Raw genomic sequence first — 26,221 nt, 5'->3', positions numbered from 1 at the left:
TCCGCAGCATAGCCCGGCAATGTGACAGCGCCAATCACCGCCCCGGCGGGCAAATGAAACAATTGAAACGCTTTTCGCGGTTGCGAGACACACAAGCGAAACCCGCCGGGCCGATAAACCGCGCCATCACAAAGCCCCGGACCGGCGGCGAATCGCAACACCGCCGGCCAAGCCCCAGAGACCCGACAGGAGACCCGCCATGACCCCGCACCAGATTGCCCTCGTCAAAGACAGCTTCACCAAGGTCCTGCCGATCAAGGACGCGGCCGCGGCCGCCTTCTACGAGCGCCTGTTCACCCTCGACCCGGCGCTGAAGCCGCTGTTCAAGGGCGACATGGTGGCCCAGGGCCAGAAACTGATGATGGCGATCGCCACCGTGGTGGCCGCACTTGACCGCCTGGAGACCGTGCTGCCCACCGTGCAGCAGATGGCCCGCCGCCATGTCGGCTACGGCGTGCAGGAGAGCCATTACGCCACCGTCGGCGGCGCGCTGCTCGATACGCTGGCCGGTGCCTTTGGCGATGCCTTCACCCCGGAGCTGCGCGAAGCCTGGGCCACCGCCTATGGCACCCTGAGCGGCGCCATGATTGCCGCCGCCAAAAGCCCGCAGGCCGCCTGATCTTTCTTTTTCCGGAAATCCGACCATGACCGCCGTTCCGTTCCGCCAGCCTGAAACCGTGCCCGTGCCGTCGCGGCCCGTCGCCGTGAATCCCGCCGCACAGCTGGTGCCGACTCATCCTGCGCTGATGGCGCTGATGAGCACGGTGCCGGTACAGGCTTTCGTCGGGCCGCGCGGCACCATGGTGCATCTGTTCACGGCCGGCAGCGGTACGCCGGTGCTGGCCGTGCACGGATCGGGCATGCAGGGCCAGATGTGGCGCGGCCTGCTGCCCTGGCTGGGCGATGGCTTCCGCCTGCACTGCCCGGATCTCTACGGCTATGGCCGCAGCGAACCGCTGCCGATGCCCCAGCGCATGACGCTGGACGACAATGCGAGCCTGATCGGCACCCTGCTGCGTCGCTTCGACCGGCCGGTGCATCTGCTGGGCCATGCCTTCGGTGCGGCCGTAGCGCTGCGCGCGGCCCTGGACCATCCCGACCGGATCCGCAGCATGACATTGTACGAGCCGATGGCCCTGCATCTGCTGAAGCCCGAATGCGGCGGTCACGCCCCGGCGCAGCGCCAGATGGAAAGCCTGGCCGGCGACATGCGCGTGGCCTGCCTGCGCGGCGACAGCCTTGAGGCCGCCCGCCTGTACCATGATTTCTGCAACCATCCGGGCGCCTTCGCGGCCCTGTCCCCGATGCGCCAGACGGTCCTGGCCGGCCATGCCCCGCGGCTCTGCCTGGATATCGGCATGGCCTTCGGCGCCCGCCAGGCCCTCGCCGCCTATGCCATGCTGAAGATACCGGCCCTGCTGCTCAGCGGCACGCGTTCGCCCGGCATCCTGCGGCTGATCGCCGAACGGCTGGCCGGCGCCCTGCCGGTGGTGCGCCATGCCATCCTGCCCGACCTGGGCCATCTGGCCCCGGCCAGCCAGCCCGATGCGGTCGGTCGCGTGATCCTGCCCTTCCTGAACGCCTGCGAGCGTACGGCGCTGCCGCGTGCCTGCGCCTGAGACCCTGCCGCTGCCTGCAAGGGCGATGGACGGCCTGGGCCTTCGCTTGCTATCACAGCCATGGGGAATGGGGACGGCATGACAGGTGAACCCTATATCATCGTGGTCGACGACGAGGCTGGTATCCGCGAGATGGTGGCGGAATACCTGTCGGGCCATGGCTTCCATGTCGAGACGGCCGCCGATGCCGTCAGCTTCCGCCAGCTGCATGCCGAACGGCCGGCCGATCTGGTGATCCTGGATATCACCATGCCCGGCGAGGATGGCCTGAGCCTGGCGCGCTGGCTGCGCGCCCGCTCGAAAGTCGGCATCGTCATGCTGACCGCAGCCGGCGAGGTGGTCGACCGCATCGTCGGTCTGGAGATGGGCGCCGACGACTATATCCAGAAGCCCTTCGACCTGCGCGAGCTGCGCGCCCGCATCCGCACCGTGCTGCGCCGCCTGGGTGACGGTGCAGCCCAACAGGGCGACGACGCCGAGGTGGTGCGCTTTGGCAGCACCTTCCTCAATCTCGGCGCCCGCAAGCTGTTCGATGCCGCCGGTGCCGAGATCGTGCTGACTGCCATGGAGTTCGATCTGCTGGCCGCCTTCGCCCGCCATCCCGACCGCGTGCTGAGCCGCGACCAGCTGCTGGACCTGGCGCATCACCATCACTGGGAACCGTTCGACCGCAGCATCGACATCCGCATCGCCCGTCTGCGCCGCAAGATCGAGATGGACCCGACCAAGCCGGAGGTGATCAAGACCGTGCGCGGCGCCGGCTATCTGTTCAGCCGGCGGGTCTCGTAGCGCGTGTCGGCCCGGCTGCCCTACGACATCGAGCATCTGCGTCCGCTGCTGGCGGCCTCGCTGGACGGCGTGATCCTCACCGATATCCAGGGCAGCATCGTCGAATTCAATCCCGCCGCCGAAACCATGTTCGGCCAGCAGCGCGAGCACGTGCTGGGCCGGCCGGTCGGCGCCGTGGTCGTGCCGCCAAATCTTCGCCCGTTCCATGAGACCGCGATGCTGCGCCGCCTGTCCAATCCGGGCGACGCGCGAAACCGTCAGCGCTTCGAGACCGAGGGTCTGCGCGCCGATGGCAGTGTGTTTCCCGTCGAACTGACGGTGACCGACCTGATGCTGCCCGGCGGCGAACGCCTGCTGGTCGCTTACTTACGTGACATCACCGCGCGCCAGCAGCTGCGCCTGAGCGAGGAACGCTACCGCCTGGCGGTGCGCGGCTCCAACGACGGCATCTTCGAGTGGGATGTTGAAAACGGTACCGCCTTCTATTCCGAGCGGCTGGAAGAAATCGTCGGCCGCAAGGCCAAGGATCTTGCCACCATCGATGCCTGGCATGTGCATGTGCATCCCGACGATCTCGACATCCTGAAGGATGGCACGCGCCGGCTGCTGCGCGGCGAGGTCGAGAATATCGTCATGGAATACCGCCTGCTGCGCGCCGATGGCGTCGAACGCTGGGTGCAGACGACGGCCGCGGCCAAGCGCGGGCCTGACGGGCGCGCCCTGCGCATGGCCGGATCGGTGGGCGACATCACCGAGCGCAAACGCACCGCCGCTGAGATCGAGCGCCAGAAAGAAGCCCTGTACCAGTCGGAAAAGCTGTCGGCGCTGGGCTCGCTGCTGGCCGGCGTGGCGCATGAGCTGAACAACCCGCTGTCCATCGTGGTGGGCCAAGCGCAGATGCTGAAGGAAAACGCCGAAGGCACGGCGTATGCCGAGCGCGCCGGCAAGATCGAAACGGCGGCAGCACGCTGCGCCCGCATCGCCCGCACCTTCCTCGGCATGGCGCGACAGCGGCGGCCGGCGCGGCGGCCCGTCATGCTGGAACGCGTGGTCGAAGACGTGCTGAACCTGCTGGACTACAATCTGCGCAGCAGCGGCATCAGCATCGAGCGGCGCTTCGCCCCCGACCTGCCGGCGATCTCGGCCGATCCCGACCAGCTCAACCAGGTGTTCAGCAATCTGGTGATCAATGCCCAGCAGGCGCTGGCCGGCCAGCCCGATCCGCGCCGCATCGCCATTGCGATTGCCCAGAGCGGCGATGGCCAGTGGATCGAGGCCAGCGTCAGCGACAGCGGCCCGGGCATTCCGGCCAACCTGCGGCGCCGCATCTTCGAGCCGTTCTTCACCACCAAGCCGCCGGGCAGCAGCCCGGGCAGCGGCACCGGCATCGGCCTCGCGGTCAGCCATGGCATTGTCACCGCCCATGGCGGCACCCTGGAAGCCGATGCGGCCGATGGTGGCGGCGCCTGTTTCCGCATGCGCCTGCCGGCCAGCAGCGCATTGGCGCAACCGGCGCAGACCGGGCGCAGCGGCGAGCGCACGCTCTTACCGCGCGGACGTCATGCCCTGGTGGTCGATGACGAAAGCGGCGTGGCCGACCTGCTGGCGGAAATCCTGCGTGGCGCCGGGTTTGTCGTGGCCCTGGCCGATAACGGGCAGGCGGCGCTCGACCTGCTGGGCGACAGTGATTTCGCCGTCATCCTGACCGACCTGCGCATGCCGGGCCTGGATGGGCCCAGCTTTTTCACCCGCCTGCGGGCGCAGAACGCGGCCCTGTCGCAGCGCATCATCTTCGTCACCGGCGACATGCTGAGCCCGGATATCGCCGAATTCCTGCGCGAGAGCGGCCGGCCCTGTCTGGAAAAGCCGTTCTCGCCAGAAGAGGTGCGCCGTGTGGTGGCCGGCGTGATCGACGCGGAACCAGCCGCGAACCAATCTGGCAACTGATTGGCCGGCAACTGACCGCAGCGCGGCATATTGCCCGTTTCCGCATCAGCCCATTTTCCGGGCCACTGGTCTTGCCAAAACCGGTCATACGATGACAAACTATTTTAATGCGCGCTTTATTCCGGGCGCATCGTCCAATGGGGAGACAATCGATATGACGAAGATGTGGCTTAGCGCTGCCGTGCTCGGCACCGTAATGATCGGTGGCGCCGCCTCGGCGCAGACCAAGTGGGACCTGCCGAACGCCTATGCGATCAGCAACTTCCACACCAAGAATCTGCAGCTGTTCGCCGATGACGTGAAGAAGCTGTCAAGCGGCAAGCTGGAGATCACCATCCATCCGGGCGCCTCGCTGTTCAAGGCGCCGGAAATCAAGCGCGCCGTCCAGACCGGCCAGGTCCAGGCCGGCGAAGTGCTGATGGTCAATCTGGAAAACGAAATCCCGGTCTTCGGCGTCGACGGCGTACCGTTCCTCGCCACCAGCTTCGACTCCTCGTTCAAGCTGTGGACAGCCTCGAAGCCGCTGATCGAGAAGAAGCTGGCCGATCAGGGCATGATGGTGCTGTATGCTGTCGCCTGGCCGCCGCAGGGCATCTACTCCAAGAAGGACATCAACAGCGTCGATGACCTGAAGGGCACCAAGTGGCGCGCCTACAGCCCGGCCACCTCGCGCATCGCCGAACTGGTGCAGGCGCAGCCCGTGACCATCCAGGCGGCCGAACTGGCCGGCGCGCTGGCCACCGGCGTCGTCAACACCATGATGACCTCGGGCGCTACCGGCCGTGACTCCAAGGTCTGGGAAAGCCTGACGCATTACTACGACACCCAGGCCTGGCTGCCGAAGAACCTCGTCTTCGTCAACGCCGATGCCTTCAAGAAGCTGGATGCGGCGACGCAGAAGGCCGTGAAGGATGCCGCCGTTGCCGCCGAGAAGCGCGGCTGGGACATGGCCAAGGAAGAGACCGAGTCGGCCAAGGCCGATCTGGCCAAGAACGGCATGAAGGTTCAGCCGCCCTCGCCGGCGCTGAAGTCCGGCCTCGAGAAGATCGGCGCCACCATGATCGAAGAATGGGTCAAGAAGACCGGCGCCGATGGCGCCTCGATCGTCGACGCCTACAAGAAGATGTAAACCCCGCATCTGCGGTGCATATGAAAAGGGCGGCCGAGAGGCCGCCCTTTTTTATTGGCTGTGATCGTTCGCCGCTATCCGCCGGCAGAATCGGGGAAGGCCATCTTCGGCAGCACCGAGACGATCTCCGGGAAGACCGTGATGATCGCCACCGCGGCCACCAGCAGGAAGAAGAAGGGCAGCGAGGCTTTCGCCACAAACAGGCTGTCTCGTCCTGACATGGTCTGCAACACGAAGAGGTTGAAGCCCACAGGCGGCGACACCTCCGCCATCTCGATCACCAGGATCATGAAGATGCCGAACCAGACCAGATCGAAGCCGGCCAGCTTGATCAGCGGCAGCACCACCACCGTGGTCAGCACGATCATCGAGATACCGTCCAGCGCGGTGCCGAGCAGGATATACATGATGGTCAGCGCCGCGATCAGGGCGTAGGGGCTGAGCTGCAGGGCGCCGACATAATCGGCCAAACCGCGCGGAATGCCGGTATAGGCCATCGCCTTCGACAGGAAGGCGGCCGAAGCCAGGATCAGCATGATCATGCAGGTCATGCGCACGGTGCCCATGACGCTCTGCCAGAAATTCTCCCAGGTCAGCGAGCGCGACCAGGCCGCGATGGCAAAGGAGCCCAGCACACCCCAGGCCGCGCATTCGGTGGCCGTGGCCCAGCCCAGGATCAGGGTGACCAGGATGAACAGGATCAGCAGCGCGGTCGGAATCAGGTTCTTCGATTCCCGCATCCGCTCCCTGAAGGTCATGTCCTTCATGTCGTCGGGCGGCTGCTTGTCGGGATTCATCAGCGACCAGATGGCGATGTAACCCGAATAGAGCACCATCACCAGCAGGCCCGGCAGGAAGCCGGCGAGGAAGAGCTGGATGATCGAGACATCGGCCGCCACCGCATAAACAACCATGGTGATCGACGGCGGAATCAGGATGCCCAGCGTCCCGGCACCGGCCAGCGAGCCGAGCGAGACGCGCTCGTCATAGCCGCGCTTGTTCAGTTCCGGCAGGGCGATCTTGGCGATCGTCGCCGTGGTGGCGGCCGAGGAACCCGAGACCGAACCGAAAATGCCGCAGCCGATGACATTCACATGCATCAGGCGGCCGGGCAGCCAGCCCAGCCAGGGCGCCAGGCCCTTGAAGATTTCCTCCGATAGCTTTGTCCTGAACAGGATTTCACCCATCCAGATGAAGAGCGGCAGGGCCGCCAGTGTCCAGGATGCGCTGGAATCCCAGAAGGCAACGGCCAGCACCTTGCCGGCCGGGGCCGGCGTATAGAGCAGCATGGCGAGCCAGCCGCAGGCGGCGAGTGAAATTGCGATCCAGACGCCGGTGCCAAGCAGCAGCAGCATGAACAGCAAGACGATGAGTGAAAGCTCCATCTGACCCATGATGCGCTCCTCAGACCTGCGATGCGGCGCGCTCGAGGACTTCCTCGGCGGTCTTGGGCGGGTCCTTCGCGTAATCGGGCTTGTAGCCCAGCGCCGTGATCACCAGCTGCTCGACAAAGGCGATGAACTGCACCGTGGTGCCGAGCGCCAACGGAAGCTGCACGATCCACAATGGCAGGATCAGCATACCCGGCGTCACGTCCTTGAAACGGTAGGCGTCATAGACGAAATCGCTGCAGAACCAGGCGATCCAGCCGGTGAAGATGCAGCCGATCAGCAGACACAGGGACTCCGCCCAGCGGCGCGCCTCGCCTTCGAAGCGCTCAACCAGAATGCCGACGCGCACCACTTCGCCCTTCTTGAAGGTATAGGCGAGGCCGAGCGCGAAGCAGGCGGTGGAGAACCAGGCCGCGATCTCGTCACCGCCGCGCAGGGAGAAGCCGATCTCGCGCCCCACCGACAGGACCAGCATGATGAGGCAGATCAGCACGAGCAGCACGCCGGCCGCCCAGCCGCAAACAAGATAAAGACCGTCCAGGGCGCGCCGCACGGCGGTCGCTCCAGGTCCATACTGCGTTTTCATAAGACCCCCGATACAAACCGATTGTGGCTGCAACTTATCAGCCATCGGCCGAACCGGCACAAGACTTTGTTCGTTTCTGCGGCTGGTCAATCGATGAGCAGATGGCTAAAAAACTGCTTTCCCACCAGTTGTTTATGCGGCGGTTACGATCGCCACAACCTGAGGATCCCGCCCATGCTTCCCATCACGCGTTTCCCCGGCAGCGTTGCCGGCCGCAGCAGCGCCGTCGTCTTCAACAAGATGGTCTACACCGTTGCCACCGCCGATACCTATGAGCTGGACATGCGCAAGCAGGCCGCCGAAGCGCTGGCCAATCTGGATGCGCAGCTGGCCAAGGCCGGCACCGACAAGTCGCGGCTGCTGTCGGTGATTGTCTACATCACCGACATGGCGCTGAAGCCGCAGATGAACGCGGTTTGGGATGCCTGGGTGGATATGCAGAACCCGCCGCAGCGCGCCTGCATCGGCGCCAGCCTCGAAGACGGCGACCTGATCGAGATCGTCGCCACCGCGTCTACGAAGGAGTGAGATCATGCTGCCGATTACCCGCCTCACTGGCATGACGCCGACCCGCAGCCGCGCCGTGGCGCATGGCAACCTGGTCTTCACCGTGGCCGTCGCCGATACCACCGAGCTCGACATGCACAAGCAGACGACGGAAACGCTGGGCAAGATCGAGCGCTTCCTGAAGGATGCCGGCACCGACAAATCGCGGCTGCTCTCCTGCACCGTGTATATCTGCGACATGGCTCTGAAGCCGCAGATGAACGCGGCCTGGGATGCCTGGGTGGACATGGATAATCCGCCGCAGCGCGCCTGCATCGGCGCCACGCTGGAACATCCGCATATGGTGGAGATCGTCGCGGTGGCCGCGACGAAGGACTGAACCCTCAGAAGCTGGGCGGCGTGCAGGCGCTGACCAGCTCGCAGGGGTCCTTGCCGAGGTTGCGGAAGCGGTGCGGCTGGTCGCTTTCGAAATAATAGGCATCGCCCGGACCCAGCACCCGCACCTGGTCGGCCACCGTCACCTCCAAGCGGCCGCGGATGATGACGCCACCCTCCTGCCCCTCGTGGCGCAGCATCACGCGGCCGGTATCGGCGCCGGACGCATAGCGTTCGACCAGGATCTGCAGGGCGCGGCCGTTCAGGTCGGCGCCGACCTGGCGATAGCTGATCTTGCCCTTGCCGACTTCCGCCAGCTCGTCGGCGCCGTAAAAGGCCTTGCGCGGCGCCGGCGCATCGTCCATGGCGAAGAATTCCGCCAGCGACATCGGCAGGCCATCGAGCACGCGTTTCAGCGCGCCGACGGACGGGTTCATCTGGTTTGCCTCGATCAGGGAGATGGTGGCATTGGTGACGTTGGCGCGGCGGGCCAGCGCGCGCTGCGACAGTTTCGCCGCCAGCCGCACCGCTTTCAGCCGGCTGCCGATGTCTATTTCCATGCCAGATGCCATCCCGGCCCCCGTTTCGCTGTTCAGGATCGTCAACATTCTGCTCACGATTCAATAAATATCAAGGGTTTAGCCGTTTGCAGAAAAGCACTGTTTCGCCATCGCGAAACCCCCGATGATACGGCCTGAGCCCTTTCTCCTCGCGCGCCGGAGCCTGCCATGTCTGCCAAACCCGCCCTCGTTTCCAACGAAAACACCGCCGTGCCGAACGACCTGGAATCCTGGTGGATGCCCTTCACCGCGAACCGCCAGTTCAAGGCCAATCCCCGGCTGCTGGTGGGCGCCAAGGACATGCATTACACGACGCATGACGGCCGCCAGGTGCTCGATGGCAGCGCCGGCCTGTGGTGTGTCAACGCCGGCCATTGCCGCAAGCCGATCGTGGAAGCGATCCAGAAGCAGGCCGCCGAAATGGATTTCGCGCCCACCTTCCAGATGGGCCATCCCAAGGCGTTTGAATTCGCCGCCCGCCTCGCCCATCTGGCGCCGGGCGACATTAACCACGTCTTCTTCGCCAATTCCGGCTCCGAAGCCGTCGACACCGCATTGAAGATCGCCATCGCCTATCACCGCGCCCGCGGCGAAGGGGCCCGCACCCGTCTGATCGGTCGCGAACGTGGCTATCACGGCGTCGGCTTCGGCGGCATTTCAGTGGGCGGCATCGTGTCGAACCGCAAGGTCTTCGGCCCGCTGCTGGCCGGCGTCGATCACCTGCCGCATACCCACAGCCTGAAGGACATGGCCTTCTCGAAGGGCCAGCCCGACTGGGGCACGCATCTGGCCGACGATCTGGAGCGCATCGTCGCGCTGCATGACGCCAGCACGATTGCGGCCGTGATTGTGGAGCCTGTCGCGGGCTCCACCGGCGTGCTGATTCCGCCGAAGGGCTATCTGCAGAAGCTGCGCCAGATCTGCGACAAGCATGGCATCCTGCTGATCTTCGACGAAGTGATCTGCGGCTTCGGCCGCACCGGCGCCGCCTTCGGTGCGGATACCTTCGACGTGATCCCGGACATGATGACCGTTGCCAAGGGCCTGACCAATGCCGCCGTGCCGGCGGCGGCAGTCTTCACCCGCAAGCATGTGCACGATGCCTTCATGAGCGGCCCGGAGAACATGATCGAACTGTTCCACGGCTATACCTATTCGGCCCATGCGCTGGCCTGCGCCGCCGGTATCGCCACGCTGGATCTCTATCGCGACGAAGGCATCTTCGAGAATGCCAAGGCGCTGTCGCCCTACTGGGAAGAGGCCGTGCACAGCCTGAAGGGTGTGAAGAACGTCATCGACATCCGCAATATCGGCATCATGGCGGGCGTCGAGTTGGCCGCCCGTGAAGATGGCGCCGGCAAGCGCGGCTACGACGTCTTCGTAAAAGCCTATGAAAAGGGCCTGATGTGCCGCCTGACCGGCGACACCATCGCGCTGTCGCCGCCGCTGATCCTGAACAAGGGCCATATCGACGACATCTTCGGCATCCTGAAGGACTCGATCCAGAGCGTGAACTGACCCGCAGCCAGGTTACGCCCCATGGAAAAGCCCGGCCTGATGGCCGGGCTTTTTTATTGCAGCGACTCAGACGTCGAACAGCTTTTTATAATGGTGCTGCACCTGGTCGAACCTGCTCCAGTAGGGCGGCTTCGGGTCGCCGTTCAGCACCGCCACCAGCACGCCGGTATGCACATGCCAACCGCAGGAGACCATCAGCCCCTCCGTATTGCTGGTCAGACGGCGATGCGTCAGCGACAGCAGCACGCTCTTGCCCCGGGCCTTCAGCTCGAACAGCACCTCCGAGGCCGGACTGCCGTCGCCCGCATCGCCCCAGGTGAAGCCGAGCAGATGTGGCGCCGCCAGCTGGGTGATCCGGCCGGGATTGGTGAGCGGCCCGGTATAGGGCTTGAGCCAGTCCGGCACCGCCTCGCCTTCCGGCGCCAGCGTGGCGTTATGGAATTCCAGCGTCACCTTGCCACCGACATGCAGCTCCATCTCGCCGCCAGCCAGCCAGGTGGCACGCTTTTCCGGCACGGTGAGATAGTCCCAGACCCGCTCGATCGGACCGGGCAGTACCCGCTCGAAGCGCACCGCACCGGATTCCAGCACCGTGCCATAGGCATTGTTGTCGATCACATCCGTGCTCATCGCTTGCTTCCTTTCGCTTTGTTCTTCGCTGTCTCGGGCTTGCGCAATTCGCGCTCCAGGGCATCCAGCTTCGGCGCCCAGAAGCGCCGCACGCTGTTCAGCCAGGCATCCATTTCGCCCAGCCCCTGTGGATTGAGCTGGTAGATCCGACGCTGGCCATCCACCCGCACCTGCACCAGCGCCGCCTCGCGCAGCACTTTCAGATGCTGGGAAATCGCCGGGCCGCTCATGGTGAACTGTTCGGCGATTTCGCCGGCGGCCTGTTCGCCGCGACCAAGGAGCTCAACGATCTGGCGGCGGGTGGGGTCGGCAAGGGCTGTGAAAATCTGCATGGCTATTATTTATAATATTCACTTAAATAAGTAAACACTTAAATATAGGACGCTGGGCGGCCCACAATTTCGCAGGCTATGCTGTCACCCGCAGGAGGAATTCCGCGATGACATCCATGCTTTCCAGTTGGCAGTTCTGGGCCGTGCTGTCGGCGGTTTTCGCCGCCCTGACGGCCATCTTCGCCAAGATCGGCGTTGGCGATATCGCTGCAGATCTCGCCACCCTGCTGCGCACCATGGTGATCCTGCTGCTGCTCGCAGGCATCGTCTTCGCCACCGGCCAGTGGCAGCCGCTGCACAGCATCGCCAGTCGGACCTGGATTTTCCTGCTGCTTTCCGGTCTCGCCACCGGTGCATCCTGGCTGTGCTATTTCCGCGCGCTCAAGATCGGTGACGCCGCCCGCGTGGCGCCCGTCGACAAGCTGAGCGTCGTCATGGTCGCCATTTTCGGCACCGTCCTGCTGGGCGAGACCCTGTCGCTGCTCAACTGGCTGGGTGTTTTCCTGATCGCCGGCGGCGCCGTGCTGGTGGCCTGGAAGGCCTAGGGTTTCAGACCTTTTTGGAAACCGCACCGGCCGCTTCCAGCACCTCATTCGCGGCCTTGAAGGCATCGAGGCCGGCGGGAATGCCGCAATAGATGGTGGCGTGCAGCAGCACTTCCTTGATCTCGTCGACACTGACGCCGTTGTTCAGCGCGCCCTTCACATGCAGCTTGATTTCCGGTGCGCGGTTGAGCGCCGTCAGCATGGCGAGGTTGAGCATGCTGCGCGTCTTGCGGTCGAGACCCGGGCGATCCCAGCCATAGCCCCAGCACCATTCGGTGGTGATATGCTGGAAAGCCATCATGAAATCGTTGGCCTTAGCGATCGAGCCGTCGACATAGTCGGCGCCCAGCACCTCGCGCCGTACTTTCAGACCGGCCTCGAACAGGGCCCTGGTTTCGTCATCCTTCGACATGATTCGCTCCTTCAACGGTAGAAGACATGATCGCCGATGCGGGCCAGCTTCTTCCGCTTGGCCGCCCATGATGGCGCCTTGATTTTTGCACTGTGAAAATACAGCGCGCCATTGGTGGGGTCTTTGGCCCCACCGCTCATCGCGGCGCGCGCGCTTTCGACCGCTTCCTTCCAGTCCGTATCGTCCTGGGGTTCGTCACGCTTGCCATCGCACCACCAGGAAAACTGGCACCCCTTGCCACGCGGGGCTTTCTGCGAGACCACGCCACAGATCGTATTGGGAAATTTCGGATTCTTCATCCGGTTGAGCACTGTATGCGCCACCGCCAGCTGGCCGTCATGGCTTTCGGTCTTGCCTTCCCAGTAGACTGCCAGCGCCAGGCATTTGGTGGCGTCGTCCAGCGCTTTTGCCGGCTCGGCCACCGCGACCTGGGCGGCCGTTTCCTGCGCGGAAACCGGGGATGCGGCGGTCAACACTGCGAACAGAACACCGACCGCCAGCCGGCGCATCGTCTTACCCCGCCTTCGCCAGCGCGCGATCCAGAAAGTCCAGCCGATCCTGGCCCCAGTAGCGCTCGCCATTCAGGATATAGGTCGGCGCACCGAATACCTGGGCATCGATGGCCTGCCGCGTGCCATCCGCGTAGGCAGCCTGCACAGCCGCACTGTCGGCGGCCTTGAACAGCCTGGCCGGGTCGAGGCCGCATTCGACGATCAGTTCTTCCAGCACTTCCGGATCGGCGATGTTGCGATCCTCGGCCCAGATCGCATGCATGACCGCATGAGCGAGTCCGACGCCATTGGCGCCGTCGTCGCGCGCCGCCACCACCAGCCGCGCCGCCAGGCTTTCATCGACCGGGAAACTGCTCGGCATCAGATGCAGCGGCATATTGAGATACTCGCGCCAGCGCTTCAGCTCCACATCACGATAGGAACGACGCTGCGGCGCCCGTTTAGCCAGTGGCAAGCCGCCGGATTCGCCGAATACCGTCAGGGCCGATGCCGGCACGATGCGCACGGTGGCCTTGTGCTTGGCGACGATAGCTTCGAAGCGCTTGGAACCGAGATAGGCCCAGGGTGATGCGAGGAAGGTGTAATAATCGATATGCGCCGCCATGGAATCCTCCGGATTTTTTTCAGTCTTGCAAACCGCGTAGTCGCTGGAACTGCCGCAGTGCGTAAGAATCGGTCATGCCGCTGATGAAATCGGTAACGCTGAGCAGCCAGTCATAACGGCTGGCGCCGGGCTTTGGTTGCTGCGGCATCAGGCGCAGAAGGGCGCGGTGACGCGGCGCCAATGCCTTCACATCGCCGCCGGACTGTTCGAGCGCATGATGCGCTCCACAAAAAGCCTCCAGCAGGCTGGCCAGCACCTCTCCACCCATCACCTCGGTCTGGAAACGCTCGCGGGTCTCGAAGATACGGTTACGGGTGAAACCCGCGATCTCCTCCAGTTGCGGTGCCTTGCTGGTGCACGCCAGAAGGTCGCCGCTGAAGCGGCCCTCCAGGATTTCGGATTCATGGTCGAGGAAGACCTTCACCGCCAGATCGATCAGATCGCCGATCGCCTTGGCGCGCAGATAGGCGATCTTCCAGGTTTCGTCCTCGATTTCGCTATAGCGCGGCGGCAGCCGCTGCAGCAGGCCTTTCAGCCGCGCCTCGGCCTCGGCAAAGGTGATGCGACCGAGCTTGAAACCATCTTCGATATCCACCACCGAGTAGCAGATGTCGTCCGCCGCCTCGACCAGATAGGTCAATGGATGGCGGGCGAACCGGTCCGCGCCCAGGCTCAGCAGGCCGGCATTGCGCGCCACTTCCTCGAACAGGGCTGTCTCGGCGACAAAATAGCCGAACTTGCCCTTGGCCGGATCGGCCCGGCTGCTGCCGAAGGGATACTTCATGAAGGTGGCGAGGGTGGCACAGGTGAGCCGCAGGCCACCGGCATCGCGCCAGTTCTGCAGCCGCGTCATCACCCGGAAGCCCTGCGCATTCCCCTCAAAATGCAGGAAGTCACGCTGTTCGGCTTCACTCAAGGCCGCGATCAGAACGGCGCCAGGGCCGGAGCGGAACCAGTGCTGCACCGTCGCCTCGCCGAAATGGCCAAAGGGCGGGTTGCCGATATCGTGGCCCAGGCAGGCCGCGGCAACGATATGGCCGAACTCGGCCGCGGTGAGCCCCCCCAGATCGCCGCCCTGGCGATCGACGATCACCTGACCGACCTGGGCGCCGAGCGAACGGCCTACGGACGATACTTCCAGGGAATGGGTCAGCCGGTTGCGCACATAATCGCTCTCGGGCAGCGAGTGGACCTGGGTCTTGTCCTGCAACCGACGGAAGGCGGAGCAGAACACCACCCGGTCCCAGTCCTTCTGGAAGGGGTTGCGGGCCGGGGTTACCGGTTCGGCGGTCTCATGCCCGAGGCGCTGCGCCGACAGCAGACGGGACCATTGCATTGTCATGACGCCATGGTGGAGAGAACCCGCTGGCCTTTCAAGCGCTTGACCGGCTGGCCCGCAGCACGGGTTTTAATGGAAATGCAATGCCCTTGCCCCCTAGAGTAGGGCGAACAGGAAACGCCACGCCACTCATGCTCGACACGACCATAGCCATTACCGCCATCGCCGCGCCGCTGGTCGTTGCCTTGATCTGCCTGCTGACATGGCGCCGGTTCGAGGGCGGACGGCACCTGCTGTTCTGGGGCATCGCTCATATCGGCATCGCGGTTTCGCTGGCCACGCTCGGCCTGAGCAACCAGATCGAGACACAGCCGTTGGCGCTGCGCTGGCTCGCCGTCTTCGGCAACCTGCTCTGGGCCGTGATGCTGGCATCGGGCATCCGTGTTCTGACCGGGCGATCCGACCGGCTGTGGCATGCCGGCATCGCCACCGTCGTGGTCTTCATTATTGTGCTGGTGCTGCGCGAGGTGAGCGGCTCGCTCTACGCCACGATCTCGCCGGGCCTGAGCAGCCTGATCGTGTTCTATGCCGGCGTCACCGTCCTGCGACACCGCCGCTCGATCTTCTACACTTTCACCGGCCTGCTGCTGACCGGGCGCGCCCTGCTGGTGATCGGCGTGGCGCTGCAACTGCAGGGCCAGGGCATGGTTCAGGTCTCCACGTTCTCGCTCGGCATCTTCCTCAACCTGCTCACCGGCCTGGGCCTGGTGATGATCGAGTTCGACAATGCGCGCCAACGCGAAGTGCAGGCGCGTGCTGCAGAACAGGAGACCCTGCGCTTCTTCGAAACCGTGCTCGACACCATGCCGGCGACGATGACCTACAAGGACAGCAGCCTGCGCTATCGCATCATGAACCGGCGCATGCGCGAACTGCGTCAGGCTTATGACCAGAATTATATCGGCCGCAGCTGGTCGGACATCGTCGGTGCCGATGCCGCCAAGGTGATCGAGGATGTCGACCGCCGCATCCTGGAAACCGGCGAGTCATCCCATATGGAGCAGGCCTGGACCGGACCGGACGGCCGCAGCATCGTCATCTGGGCGATGAAAGTGCCGTTGCGCGACACCGACGGCCGCATCGCCGGCATTGTCACCTGCGGCGTCGACATCACCCGGCTGAAAGAAACCGAGGCCATGCTGATCGACCAGCGCGAGGCCGCCGAAAGCGCCAGCCGCGCCAAGACCAGCTTCCTCGCCCATATGAGCCACGAGCTGCGTACGCCGCTGAATGCCATCATCGGTTTTGCCGACATGATGGCGGCCGGTTATGCCGGGCCGCTGTCGCAGCGCCAGGGAGAGTATGCCGTCAACATCCGGGAATCGGGTGAGCATCTGCTGCGCCTGGTCAACGACATCCTCGATCTGTCGCGCCTGGAAAGCGGCCGGCTGGAAATGAATATCGAGGACTGCAGCTTCGATCAGATTGTGGCCAGCGCCATGGCCATGGTGCAGCCACAGGCGCGCCAGGCCCAGGTGACCCTGCATTACGAGCCGCAGCCGCTGCTGGTTCGCGTCGACGAACGCGCGCTGACCCAGATTCTGATCAATCTGCTGGGCAATGCGGTGAAGTTCAGTTTGCCCGGCGGCAGCGTGACCATCCGGGCCGACAGCAGCAATGGCGTGGTCCGCATCCAGGTGGCCGATACGGGGGTCGGCATGAGCGAAGCGGAAAGCCGCGCCGTCGTGCAGCCGCTTTACCGTTCCGATGTGTATCGCACCCGGCCGAACAGCGGCGCCGGCCTGGGCCTTTCGATCTGCCGCACCCTGGTCGAGATGCATGGTGGCCGCCTGGACATCCGCAGCGCGCCCGGCATGGGCACTACCGTGGAAATCGCCCTGCCGGCCTGAGTCGCGCCGTCCCTTGGGTGCAAAATTTTACGGCGTATTTCCTTGTTTTCGCTTGCCCTAGGCGGCTCTACTGCCACTATCAAACAAACGCCGTCTCTGGGAGAGAAACCATGATAAACCGCCGCAGCTTTCTGCAGTCCACCCTCTGTGCTGGTACTGCCGCCGCCGTCATGCCCGCTTTCATGCGTGATGCCCGCGCCCAGGTCGACAGTCTGAAACTGTTCGTGCCGGCCAATCCGGGCGGCGGCTGGGACCAGACCGCGCGCAGCATGGAACTGGCGCTGAAATCGGCGAACCTGATCAAGGGCGCGCAGGTGACCAATGTCGGTGGCGCCGGCGGCGCTGTCGGCCTGCCGCAGTTCGTCAACCAGTGGAAAGGCCAGGGCAACGCGCTGATGGTCGCCGGCATGGTGATGGTGGGCGCGCTGATCACCAACAAGTCGCCGGTGAAGATCACGCAGACCACACCGATCGCCCGCCTGACCGGCGAGTTCGAAGTGATCGTCGTGCCGCCGAATTCGCCGCATAAGACGCTGGGCGACCTGATGGCCGCCTTCAAGGCGGATCCGAGCAAGGTGTCGTGGGCCGGCGGTTCGGCCGGCGGCACCGACCATATCCTGGCCGGCATGCTGGCCAAGGCGGCCGGCGGCGACGCGAAGAAGGTGTCGTATGTGGCCTACTCGGGCGGCGGCCCGGCCCAGGCGGCCCTGCTGGGCGCGCAGGTGACCTGTGGCGTTTCCGGCTGGGGCGAATTCAGCGAGCAGATCAAGGCTGGCAAGCTGCGCGCGCTGGCGATCTCGGCCGAGAAGCGCGAGCCGGGCGTCGATGTGCCCACCATCAAGGAGCAGGGCTTCGATGTCGTGCTGTACAACTGGCGCGGCGTCTTCGCCCCGCCGGGCGTCAAGGATGCCGACAAGGCCGCGATGATCGAGCTGATGACCAGGATGAATGCCAGCGCGCCGTGGAAGGAACAGCTCAAGACGCGCGAATGGACCGATGTGTTCCTGGCCGGCGAGCCTTACGGGAAATACATCGCCGAAGAGAATGCGCGCATCGAGGGTATCCTGAAGGACATCGGCCTGGCCTGATGCAGCGCCTCGCCAAGCCGGAGACGGCCGTCGCCATCGGCGTCATCGCACTGGGCTTCCTGGCGCTGTACGAGACCACCCAGATTCCGGTCTCGCCGATGTATGCCCAGGTCGGCCCCACGCTGGTCGCCTATCTGGCCAGCGCGCTGCTGATCGCGCTGGGCCTTGGCCTGATCGTGCAGGTCTGGACCGGGTTGTGGACCAGCCCGCCGGAAGAAACCGAAACCGTGCTGGATGTCCGCGCGCTCGGTTGGCTGCTGCTCGGGCTGGTGCTCAACATCGGCCTGATCGGGCCACTGGGCTTCATCCCCGCCTCCACGCTGCTGTTCGCCTGCACGGCCCGCGCCTTCGGCAGCACGCGGCCGGCGCGCGATGTGCTGATCGGGCTGGTCTTCGCAGGCGTCGCCTATTTCGGCTTCGCGCAACTGCTGGGCATCAATATCGGCGAGAGCAGCCTGCTGTCCGCCCTGCTGGAAGGCGGCACCTGATGGATACCCTCTCCCTGCTGGCCGGCGGCTTCGCCGTCGCGTTGCAGCCGATGAACCTGATGTGGGCGCTGGTCGGCGTCACATTGGGTACCGCCATCGGCGTGCTGCCGGGCCTGGGGCCGGCACTGACCATCGCGCTACTGCTGCCGATCACCTTCAGCGTGCCGGCCACCGCCGCCTTCATCCTGTTCGCCGGCATCTATTACGGCGCCATGTATGGCGGCAGCACCACATCGATCCTGCTCAACACGCCGGGCGAAAGCGCCACCATCATCACCGCACTCGAAGGCCACAAGATGGCCAAGAAAGGCCGCGCGGCGGCAGCCCTGGCCACCGCCGCCATCGGCAGCTTCGTCGCCGGCACCATCGGTACGCTGGGACTGACCTTTGTCGCGCCGCCGCTGGTGGAATTCGCACTGCGCTTCGGGCCGGCGGATTACTTCTCGCTGATGGTGGTGGCCTTCATCGCGGTTTCCGCCGTGCTGGGCACCTCGGTGCTGCGCGGCCTGACGGCGCTGGCCTTCGGCATCCTGCTCGGCCTGGTCGGCATCGACCTGCAGACCGGCCAGCCGCGCTTCACGCTGGGCCTGCCGGAACTGCTGGACGGCATCAACGTGATCGTCGTCGCCGTCGGACTGTTCGCGGTGGGCGAAACGCTGTATCTCGCCGGCCGGCCGAAATCGGAAGTCACGCTGGTACCGCTGAAAGGCCGTGCCTATATGACCAAGGAAGACTGGCAGCGCTCGTGGAAGCCCTGGCTGCGCGGCAGCTTCCTCGGCTTCCCCTTCGGCGCGCTGCCGGCCGGCGGCGCCGAAGTGCCAACCTTCGTCAGCTATTTCCTGGAAAAGAAACTCTCCAAGCATCCGGAAGAATTCGGCCATGGCGCCATCGAGGGCGTGGCCGGACCGGAAGCTGCCAACAACGCGTCTGCGGCCGGTGTGCTGGTACCGATGCTGGCGCTGGGCCTGCCGACCTCGGCGACGGCGGCGATCATGCTCTCGGCCTTCCAGTCCTACGGCATCAATCCCGGTCCGCAGCTGCTGCAGAGCCAGCCCGAGCTGGTCTGGGGCCTGATCGCTTCGCTCTATGTCGGCAATGTGATGCTGCTGATCCTTAACCTGCCGCTAGCCGGCCTGTGGGCGAAGATCCTGTCGATCCCCTCGCCATGGCTGTATGGCGGCATTCTTGTTTTTGCGACGATCGGTACATACGGCATCAGTCAGTCCTGGGTCGACTTGGTGCTGCTGTATCTGATCGGCGGCGTCGGTTATCTGATGCGGCGTTTTGATTTTCCCACCGCGCCCACCGTGATCGGCATGATCCTCGGGCCGTTTGCAGAACAGGAATTCCGGCGTGCGATGACGATCTCGGCCGGCGACCTGAGCACGTTTGTCACGCGGCCGCTGAGCCTCACGCTGCTGATTATTGCAGTTCTGTTGCTGGTCACGCCGCTGCTGCTGCGCTTGCGCAACCGCTGATTAACCGCGCGCCTCACACTCGCGTAAACGGACAGATTCCAGGGGAATTTCGGGGCGCGAAAAATCGTGACCGCCATCACTGCGCGCTGGGCAGGAAGCGCCTATATATGAACCATGAGATGAAGAGATTTTGCAGAGTCGCTTCATTTCTTATTTTCCTCCCCCAATGAATACCCCCTTGAGAGGCGATCTTCCCCCCGGATCGCCTCTCAATTTTTTTGTGCCCAGCCTTGTCTGAATCGCATGGCTTGCCTTCGTCAGGCGCATAAGCCATCAAGGCTGCGATGACACGCCGCACTTCCCGCAAACCCCATCCGATGCCGCCGGGCTTCACCGCCCTGCCGCGATCGCCTTCGCCCTATTTCCACGCCATCGGCAAAGTCTATAAGCGTGGCGGCGAGGCAGGCACCGATCCGGTCTACGGCCTGCACGTGCGGCCAAAGCACACCAACCGCTACGGCACCGGCCATGGCGGTTTCCTCGCCACCCTGGCCGACTATTTCGCCGCCTGCTTCGTTTATGAACGGCGGCCCGAAACGCAGTCGGTGCGAACCAAGCAACTCTCACTGAGTTACGATTCACCCGTGCCGATGGGCGCCTGGCTGGAGGCGCACTTGACTGACTTTCAAACAAAGAAGTCCAAATTCGCCGTCGTGACCTGCGAACTGCGCATTGGTGACACAGCGGTCAGCACTGTCAGCGCTACATTCAGCATCCGCGACAAGCCGGCCGGTTAGGCCAAGTTTACAGATTCTGGCTTACCGGTTCTGTGGAACGGTGACGCTGGGCAGCGGCGCATTGGCGTCGCTCGCATTTCCTGGCGGCAGCGAGGCCGGCGGCGCGCCGGCCGACACGATGCGGCAGACCTGGGCGCGGCCGCTCGAATCCTGCAGCCGCAGCACCTCGCCGCTGCGCTCGGCGCCCCAGCCGGCGCCGAAATAATCATAGCGCGCGCCGGGCTGCTGGCGCTGCAGCACCACCGGATCGCGGCCCGCGGTTTCCACCACCAGCCGGTCCTGCGCCGCACCCAGCAGGGCATGCAGCGTATCCGAGCAGCGGAAGACAATCTCGCCGCCCTCGCCTGCCAGCTTGCGCGCTTCCGCAGAGGCAGGAGCGGGCTGCGGGATGGAAGCGATGGAGAAACCGGTCTGGCGCGATTCCGAGAAGGCCGGCTTCACGGTGGCCAGCCGCTCCAGGGCGGCCAGCGCCTGCAGATTGGCACCGCGGATTTCAGCTTCGGTCGGCTCGGTCTCGATACCGTCCACCATCTTGCGGCCGCCGGTGAATTTACCCTGCGAGAAAGACAGGTTCAGTTCGATGCGGCGGAAGCCGTCCATCGATCCGGCCTGGCCGCCGCGGCGACGGCCATGCTCGCCGTAATGCATCAGGTCGCCGTTATGGAAGGTGAAGACCACATTGGCATTGCCGTTGTCGCCATAGTCGCGCCATTCGGCAATGCGCTCAGGCTTACCCTTCTGCAGGGCGGCTTCCCAATCGGCTTTGGCTTCGCCACTGACATATTTGCCGCGCACGATGGTGGCACCATCGGTCATGTCCTCGGTCCCGTCAGCCTCGGCGGCCGGCGGTGCGGCAAGAGTCTGGGCATGAACCATCGGCACCGAAAACGGCATCGCGAAAGCGGCGGCCGTCAGCAGGAATCCGGCAAGAAGGGGGCGGTTCGTCATGGGATGGCTCCACACGGAATCGTCTAATCTAGTGTAAACGCAGAAAAGCGGCAGGAATCGGGCGATGCAATGGCAAGGTGGCCCTAAAGTCTAAAAAACCGCCAGGATTTGCGGTAAAATTGGCATACATATCGGTTCTACACTTCCCCCGCCGCAGGTCGACCCATAAGGTGGCGCAGACTCAGGAGGAAACCGCTTGCGTCCTGCCATTGCCATTCTGGGCTTTGCTCTCACCTGGGCTTGCGCTGGCATGGCTGCGGCAGCCCAGCCGCTGCAGATCATCGGCGCAGCCCGACCTCCCTATGTGAGCGACAATGAGGGCCGCGGCATCGGCCCGGCCGCCGAGCTGGTGACGCTGATCGCCCAGGCCGCCGGCATTGATCCCACCGTGCGCATCATGCCCTTCCAGCGCGCCGTTATGGCGCTCGACCAGGGCGGCATCCTCTATCCGGCCCTGCTGCGCACGCCGCAACGCGAATCGAAATACCTCTGGATCGGCGAGGTCTTCACCGACCGCGCAGTCTTCATTACTCGTCGGGGTTCACCTGTGGTCAGCAACCTGCAGACAGCGCGGCAAATCGGCCGCATCAACGTGATGCGTGGCTCGGAACTGCAGAGCATGCTGCAGTCGTTTGGCGTCACCGATATTGAGACCAGCAACAATGAAATCGACATCGCGCGACTGCTGCGCGCCGGCCGCATCGATGGCTGGTTCGCGCCGCGTGCGGTCGCCCACGCCACCTGGGCCTCGCTCGACTTCGATGCGGCCGAGCTGCAGTCCGGCGAAACTTTCGCCACGCTGCCTTTCTGGATTACAGCCTCCGCCGATCTGCCGGGCGAGACCGTGGCGCGGCTGCGCACCGCCTATCGCGCCCTGCGCAATGACGGCCGCTACGAGCGTATCATCCAGCCGCTGCGCAAGCTCGAGACGGGTTTCTAGGTTACACCGGCTGCACCGCGCCAAGACCGGGACCGGCCTGACTGGCCACGCGCAAGCCTGGCATGCCGGCAAGCGACAGGTCGCGCTGCCGGATGTCGCGCAGCAACAGCCAGCGCGCTGTCGCCGCCGCAGGCGTCAGCGTCACCGCGAGATAGCCGCGATGCTGCAGGTCGCACCAGAGCATGCCGGGGCTGGCCTCACGCATCGCCTGCGCGAGCGGCACCATATTCTCAGACAACAGGCCAGCCTCGGCGCCCGGCGAAGTGACGCTGGGCGCGGCGAATTCGACGGCAGCGATACCACCCGCGGCATCAGGCATGGCGAAAGCCCAGGCGTTATGACTGTCGCCGGCCAGGAAGATCACATTGTCGCCAGCGGTCTGCGCCGCCGCCAGCAGGCGCTGGCGCGCCGCCGGATATCCGGTCCAGCTGTCCAAGCTGGAGGGCACACCCAGCGTGTTGAGACGGGCGCGCAGGCGGCGAGCGGCGTGGCGGCTATCGCCCGGCGGCGTCAGGTCCGCGAAGACGGCCGGCGTGGTCACTGCGCCAACAAGGACCTGCTGTCCGACGATCTGCCAGCGCGCGCCGCGCCGCGTGGATTCTGCGAGCTGGTGCTGCAACCAGGTTTCCTGCGTCAGGCCCAATAGGCTGCGCCGCCCGTCATGCAGCGCCGTGAGGAACGGCTGTAGAGCCGCAGGCGGCACCGTGTCAGCAGACGCGTCGCGCAGCACAGCAGGCAGGCCGAGCTGGCGGCTGCGGCCGGCCAACCGCGTGTCGAGGATGATCAGGTCGGCCAGGGTGCCGATCGGGAAACTGCGGTAGCCCGCGACGGCGGCCGGATCGCCACGGATCGGCAACCATTCATAATAGGCCTGCAGTGCCGCCTTGCGACGCAGCGCCCAGTCACCCTGGCTGGCGGCATGGTTGCTGGCGCCCTCAGACCAGGCATTGTCGGCGATTTCGTGATCATCCCAGATGGCGACCATCGGATGCCGGGCATGGAGCTGCTGCAGGTCGGGATCGGCGCGGTAGCTGGCATAGCGTTGCCGATAGTCCTGCAGCGCCACCAACTCGGACGCCGGCTGCATGTCGCGGCCGCCGACCCGTAGCCGCGCGGACGGATAGCGCCCCAATCCGTATTCGTAGATGTAGTCGCCGAGATGGACGACGAGGTCGATGTCCTCGCGCTCGGCGGCATGCCGGTAGGCATTGAAGTAGCCGAAGCCGATATTGGCGCAGGAGAAGACTGCCAACGTGTACTGCGCCACACTGCCGACCGGCAGCGTGCGGGTGCGACCCGCGGACGAGGCCTGGTCACCCGCGAGGAAGCGGTAGAAATAGGACTGGCCGGGCTCCAACCCGTCCACGTCCACCTTGACGATGTAATCGGCAGTAGCACGAGCCTGCGCCACGCCCTGACGCAGGATGGTGCCGAAGGCAGCATCGCGCGCCACCTGCCAGGTGACGATGGTCTCCGGCGCCGCATCGGCGGGCAGATACCGTGTCCACAGAATAACCCGGTCGGCCAGCGGATCGCCGCTGGCGATGCCGTGGCTGAACGCGCCACGCCGATCTGCCGTACCAGGCACACAAGCCGCCAACGCACCGCCAGTGGCTGCTGCGAGCAGGGAACGACGGGTCGGCATCGGCTGAGACATGAATGGCAGCCTATGCCAGCCCCGGGCAAAAAGAAAAGGCCGGGATTTCTCCCGGCCTTCTCCGTATCGATATGCCGTTCAGACTTAGTCAGCCTGGGCGGCCTCGGCGTCATCGCCACGCGGCTTGTTCGTCAGGTCCTCGCCGGTGGCCTGGTCGACCACCTTCATGGACAGGCGCACCTTGCCGCGCTCGTCGATGCCAAGCACCTTGACGCGAACTTCCTGGCCTTCCGACACCACGTCGCTCGGCTTATTGACGCGCTTGGGCGCCATTTCCGAAACATGCACGAGGCCGTCGCGGCTGCCGAAGAAGTTGATGAAGGCGCCGAAGTCGACCAGCTTGACCACCTTGCCCTTGTAGATCATGCCGACCTCGGGTTCCGAGACGATCGACTTGATCCACTGCACGGCGGCATCGGCGGCGGCCGGATCGCTCGACGCGATCTTGATCGTGCCATCGTCCTCGATGTCGATCTTGGTGCCGGTCTTCTCGACGATCTCGCGGATCACCTTGCCGCCCGACCCGATCACTTCACGGATCTTGTCCTTCGGCACACTCATCGTGGTGATGCGCGGGGCGTTTTCCTTCACGCCGCTGCGGTTCTGCGACATCGCCTTGGCCATTTCGCCGAGGATATGCACGCGGCCGGCCTTGGCCTGCTCCAGCGCCACCTTCATGATCTCTTCGGTGATGCCGGCGATCTTGATGTCCATCTGCAGGGCAGTGACGCCCTCTTCAGTGCCGGCCACCTTGAAGTCCATGTCGCCCAGGTGATCTTCATCGCCCAGGATGTCGGACAGCACGGCAAAGCGCGTGCCTTCCAGGATCAGGCCCATGGCAATGCCGGCGACCGGTGCGGTCAGCGGCACACCGGCATCCATCAGCGCCAGCGAAGTGCCGCAGACGGTGGCCATCGAGGAAGAACCGTTCGACTCGGTGATCTCCGAAACGACGCGGATGGTGTAGGGGAAGGCTTCCTTCGCCGGCAGCAGCGGGCGAACCGCACGCCAGGCCAGCTTGCCATGGCCGATTTCGCGGCGGCCCGGCGAACCCATGCGACCGGCTTCACCGACCGAGTAGGGAGGGAAGTTGTAGTGCAGCATGAAGGCTTCGCGGTATTCGCCGTCCAGCGCGTCGATGATCTGCTCATCCGTGCCGGTGCCCAGCGTGGTGACCACCAGCGCCTGGGTTTCGCCACGGGTGAACAGGGCTGCGCCATGGGCGCGCGGCAGCACACCGACTTCCGACACGATCGGACGCACGGTCTTGGTGTCGCGGCCGTCGATGCGCAGGCCGGTATCGAGGATGTTGAAGCGCACGACCTGAGCTTCCAGATGCTTGAAGGCATCGGAAACATCGACCGGGTTGGCTTCGCCATCGGCGAACAGTGCCTTGGCCTTGGCCTTCACTTCGCCGACCTTGGCGTAGCGGGCCTGCTTGACCTTCTCTTCATAAGCGACGCGCAGTTCGGCTTCGATGCCCGAATCCTGCAGCTTCTTGAAGGCGGTCTCGTAGCCGGTGCGGGCTGACAGCGGCATCGCATCCTTGGCAGCGCGTTCGGCCAGGCCGATGATGGCTTCGATCACCGGCTGGAAGTTCTTGTGGCCGAACATCACGGCGCCGAGCATCACGTCTTCCGGCAGCTGCTGGGCTTCCGACTCGACCATCAGAACGGCGTCGGCGGTGCCGGCGACGACCAGGTCGAGCTTGTTGCCGGCTTCGCCGAGCTGGGTCTTGGTCGGGTTCAGCACGTATTCGCCGTTGATATAGGCGACGCGGGCGGCACCGATCGGGCCCATGAAGGGAATGCCGGAGATGGTGAGCGCGGCAGACGCGCCAACCAGGGCGACGATGTCCGGATCGTTTTCCAGATCGTGCGACAGCACGGTGGCAACCACCTGCGTCTCGTTGCGGAAGCCATCGGCGAACAGCGGACGGATCGGGCGGTCGATCAGACGCGAGGTCAGCGTTTCCTTCTCGGTCGGACGGCCTTCACGCTTGAAGAAGCCGCCCGGGATCTTGCCGGCGGCAAAGGTCTTTTCCTGGTAGTTCACGGTCAGCGGGAAGAAGTCGACGCCCGGCTTGGGGGACTTCGCGGCAACGGCGGTGCAGAGCACGATGGTGTCGCCATAGGTGACCATCACGGCGCCATCGGCCTGACGGGCGATCTTGCCGGTTTCGATGGTGAGCTTGCGGCCGCCCCACATCAGTTCGGTCTTGTGGATATTGAACATGAGTT

The 26,221-nt window shown here is 64.7% G+C and carries 27 protein-coding genes; 15 read left to right on the top strand and 12 right to left on the bottom strand.

The genetic code is table 11. The annotated features are described in order from the left end of the window. Window positions 1-199: 199 nt before the first annotated feature. From AC1ROB_RS04615 to AC1ROB_RS04595, 5 genes are all read left to right on the top strand, one after another. Entirely contained in the window at window positions 200-619 is a 420-nt protein-coding gene (locus AC1ROB_RS04615) for a globin family protein (protein WP_492973483.1), read from the top strand. Between the two features lie 25 nt (window positions 620-644). Then, the gene (locus AC1ROB_RS04610) at window positions 645-1,619 is read left to right on the top strand and encodes an alpha/beta fold hydrolase (RefSeq protein ID WP_492973484.1); all 975 of its coding nucleotides are present in this window, start codon (window positions 645-647) and stop codon (window positions 1,617-1,619) included. A 78-nt stretch (window positions 1,620-1,697) separates the two neighbouring features. After that, window positions 1,698-2,408: a response regulator gene (locus AC1ROB_RS04605; RefSeq protein ID WP_492973485.1), complete on the top strand. Its 711-nt coding sequence runs from the start codon at window positions 1,698-1,700 to the stop codon at window positions 2,406-2,408. 3 nt (window positions 2,409-2,411) lie between these two features. Continuing rightward, window positions 2,412-4,355, top strand: coding sequence for a PAS domain S-box protein (locus tag AC1ROB_RS04600; RefSeq protein ID WP_492973486.1), 1,944 nt, complete (start codon window positions 2,412-2,414; stop codon window positions 4,353-4,355). 154 nt (window positions 4,356-4,509) lie between these two features. Beyond that, entirely contained in the window at window positions 4,510-5,484 is a 975-nt protein-coding gene (locus AC1ROB_RS04595; RefSeq protein WP_492973487.1) for a TRAP transporter substrate-binding protein, read from the top strand. 74 nt (window positions 5,485-5,558) lie between these two features. On the opposite strand, the gene AC1ROB_RS04590 is transcribed toward AC1ROB_RS04595, so the two are convergent. Next, window positions 5,559-6,878 carry a TRAP transporter large permease gene (locus AC1ROB_RS04590; protein WP_492973488.1) on the bottom strand — a complete coding sequence of 440 codons (1,320 nt, stop codon included), beginning with the start codon at window positions 6,876-6,878 and terminating at the stop codon, window positions 5,559-5,561. 10 nt (window positions 6,879-6,888) lie between these two features. Next, window positions 6,889-7,428, bottom strand: coding sequence for a TRAP transporter small permease (locus AC1ROB_RS04585; protein ID WP_492973489.1), 540 nt, complete (start codon window positions 7,426-7,428; stop codon window positions 6,889-6,891). A gap of 207 nt (window positions 7,429-7,635) precedes the next feature. Here AC1ROB_RS04585 and AC1ROB_RS04580 point away from each other — a divergent pair, with 207 nt between their 5' ends. Together AC1ROB_RS04580 and AC1ROB_RS04575 are read left to right on the top strand one after the other, a co-directional pair. Further along, complete coding sequence (locus AC1ROB_RS04580; protein WP_492973490.1) at window positions 7,636-7,989, top strand: RidA family protein; 354 nt, start codon at window positions 7,636-7,638, stop codon at window positions 7,987-7,989. 4 nt (window positions 7,990-7,993) lie between these two features. Beyond that, complete coding sequence (locus AC1ROB_RS04575) at window positions 7,994-8,347, top strand: RidA family protein (RefSeq protein ID WP_492973491.1); 354 nt, start codon at window positions 7,994-7,996, stop codon at window positions 8,345-8,347. A 4-nt stretch (window positions 8,348-8,351) separates the two neighbouring features. Here the strand turns inward: AC1ROB_RS04575 and AC1ROB_RS04570 are convergent, their stop codons facing one another. Continuing rightward, window positions 8,352-8,903, bottom strand: a complete 552-nt coding sequence (locus AC1ROB_RS04570) for a cupin domain-containing protein (RefSeq protein ID WP_492973492.1) — start codon at window positions 8,901-8,903, stop codon at window positions 8,352-8,354. Window positions 8,904-9,071: 168 nt separating this feature from the next. Between AC1ROB_RS04570 and aptA the strand changes: the two genes are divergently transcribed. After that, a complete protein-coding gene (gene aptA / locus AC1ROB_RS04565; RefSeq protein WP_492973493.1) occupies window positions 9,072-10,421 on the top strand; it encodes an omega-aminotransferase AptA in 1,350 nt (449 codons plus the stop codon). Window positions 10,422-10,487: 66 nt separating this feature from the next. On the opposite strand, the gene AC1ROB_RS04560 is transcribed toward aptA, so the two are convergent. Together AC1ROB_RS04560 and AC1ROB_RS04555 are read right to left on the bottom strand one after the other, a co-directional pair. Beyond that, entirely contained in the window at window positions 10,488-11,051 is a 564-nt protein-coding gene (locus AC1ROB_RS04560) for an SRPBCC family protein (RefSeq protein WP_492973494.1), read from the bottom strand. Further along, window positions 11,048-11,383, bottom strand: coding sequence for a metalloregulator ArsR/SmtB family transcription factor (locus AC1ROB_RS04555; protein ID WP_492973495.1), 336 nt, complete (start codon window positions 11,381-11,383; stop codon window positions 11,048-11,050). Before AC1ROB_RS04555 ends, AC1ROB_RS04560 begins: the two co-directional genes overlap by 4 nt. A 107-nt stretch (window positions 11,384-11,490) precedes the next feature. On the opposite strand from AC1ROB_RS04555, the gene AC1ROB_RS04550 reads away from it, so the two are divergent. Beyond that, entirely contained in the window at window positions 11,491-11,928 is a 438-nt protein-coding gene (locus tag AC1ROB_RS04550) for an EamA family transporter (RefSeq protein ID WP_492973496.1), read from the top strand. Between the two features lie 4 nt (window positions 11,929-11,932). On the opposite strand, the gene AC1ROB_RS04545 is transcribed toward AC1ROB_RS04550, so the two are convergent. Genes AC1ROB_RS04545 through AC1ROB_RS04530 form a run of 4 tightly spaced genes read right to left on the bottom strand, consistent with a single transcriptional unit; the run spans window position 11,933 to window position 14,792 of the window. After that, the gene (locus AC1ROB_RS04545) at window positions 11,933-12,340 is read right to left on the bottom strand and encodes a carboxymuconolactone decarboxylase family protein (protein WP_492973497.1); all 408 of its coding nucleotides are present in this window, start codon (window positions 12,338-12,340) and stop codon (window positions 11,933-11,935) included. Between the two features lie 11 nt (window positions 12,341-12,351). Next, a complete protein-coding gene (locus AC1ROB_RS04540; protein WP_492973498.1) occupies window positions 12,352-12,849 on the bottom strand; it encodes a cell wall hydrolase in 498 nt (165 codons plus the stop codon). A 4-nt stretch (window positions 12,850-12,853) separates the two neighbouring features. Further along, the gene (locus tag AC1ROB_RS04535; protein ID WP_492973499.1) at window positions 12,854-13,456 is read right to left on the bottom strand and encodes a 2-hydroxychromene-2-carboxylate isomerase; all 603 of its coding nucleotides are present in this window, start codon (window positions 13,454-13,456) and stop codon (window positions 12,854-12,856) included. Window positions 13,457-13,475: 19 nt separating this feature from the next. Next, window positions 13,476-14,792: a deoxyguanosinetriphosphate triphosphohydrolase gene (locus tag AC1ROB_RS04530; protein WP_492973500.1), complete on the bottom strand. Its 1,317-nt coding sequence runs from the start codon at window positions 14,790-14,792 to the stop codon at window positions 13,476-13,478. A 134-nt stretch (window positions 14,793-14,926) separates the two neighbouring features. Here AC1ROB_RS04530 and AC1ROB_RS04525 point away from each other — a divergent pair, with 134 nt between their 5' ends. The 5 genes from AC1ROB_RS04525 (at window position 14,927) to AC1ROB_RS04505 (ending at window position 20,436) form a co-directional block, all read left to right on the top strand. After that, the gene (locus tag AC1ROB_RS04525; protein WP_492973501.1) at window positions 14,927-16,645 is read left to right on the top strand and encodes a sensor histidine kinase; all 1,719 of its coding nucleotides are present in this window, start codon (window positions 14,927-14,929) and stop codon (window positions 16,643-16,645) included. A gap of 110 nt (window positions 16,646-16,755) precedes the next feature. Then, window positions 16,756-17,733: a Bug family tripartite tricarboxylate transporter substrate binding protein gene (locus AC1ROB_RS04520; protein ID WP_492973502.1), complete on the top strand. Its 978-nt coding sequence runs from the start codon at window positions 16,756-16,758 to the stop codon at window positions 17,731-17,733. Further along, window positions 17,733-18,221: a tripartite tricarboxylate transporter TctB family protein gene (locus tag AC1ROB_RS04515; RefSeq protein WP_492973503.1), complete on the top strand. Its 489-nt coding sequence runs from the start codon at window positions 17,733-17,735 to the stop codon at window positions 18,219-18,221. The genes AC1ROB_RS04520 and AC1ROB_RS04515 overlap by 1 nt, the downstream gene beginning before the upstream one ends. Continuing rightward, window positions 18,221-19,699: a tripartite tricarboxylate transporter permease gene (locus AC1ROB_RS04510; RefSeq protein ID WP_492973504.1), complete on the top strand. Its 1,479-nt coding sequence runs from the start codon at window positions 18,221-18,223 to the stop codon at window positions 19,697-19,699. Before AC1ROB_RS04515 ends, AC1ROB_RS04510 begins: the two co-directional genes overlap by 1 nt. Window positions 19,700-19,983: 284 nt before the next feature. Continuing rightward, a complete protein-coding gene (locus AC1ROB_RS04505) occupies window positions 19,984-20,436 on the top strand; it encodes a PaaI family thioesterase (RefSeq protein WP_492973505.1) in 453 nt (150 codons plus the stop codon). A gap of 21 nt (window positions 20,437-20,457) precedes the next feature. On the opposite strand, the gene AC1ROB_RS04500 is transcribed toward AC1ROB_RS04505, so the two are convergent. Further along, entirely contained in the window at window positions 20,458-21,384 is a 927-nt protein-coding gene (locus AC1ROB_RS04500) for a hypothetical protein (RefSeq protein WP_492973506.1), read from the bottom strand. Window positions 21,385-21,580: 196 nt separating this feature from the next. On the opposite strand from AC1ROB_RS04500, the gene AC1ROB_RS04495 reads away from it, so the two are divergent. Then, the gene (locus tag AC1ROB_RS04495; protein WP_492973507.1) at window positions 21,581-22,324 is read left to right on the top strand and encodes a substrate-binding periplasmic protein; all 744 of its coding nucleotides are present in this window, start codon (window positions 21,581-21,583) and stop codon (window positions 22,322-22,324) included. 1 nt (window position 22,325) lies between these two features. Here the strand turns inward: AC1ROB_RS04495 and AC1ROB_RS04490 are convergent, their stop codons facing one another. After that, entirely contained in the window at window positions 22,326-23,981 is a 1,656-nt protein-coding gene (locus AC1ROB_RS04490) for an alkaline phosphatase D family protein (RefSeq protein ID WP_492973508.1), read from the bottom strand. An 84-nt stretch (window positions 23,982-24,065) separates the two neighbouring features. Further along, on the bottom strand, window positions 24,066-26,216 hold the full coding sequence (gene pnp / locus AC1ROB_RS04485) for a polyribonucleotide nucleotidyltransferase (RefSeq protein WP_492973509.1): 2,151 nt from the start codon (window positions 26,214-26,216) through the stop codon (window positions 24,066-24,068). Window positions 26,217-26,221: the final 5 nt, after the last annotated feature.

The organism is Ferrovibrio sp. GW821-FHT12F09, from assembly GCF_058806775.1.
This window is presented reverse-complemented; position numbering and strand designations above follow the sequence as displayed.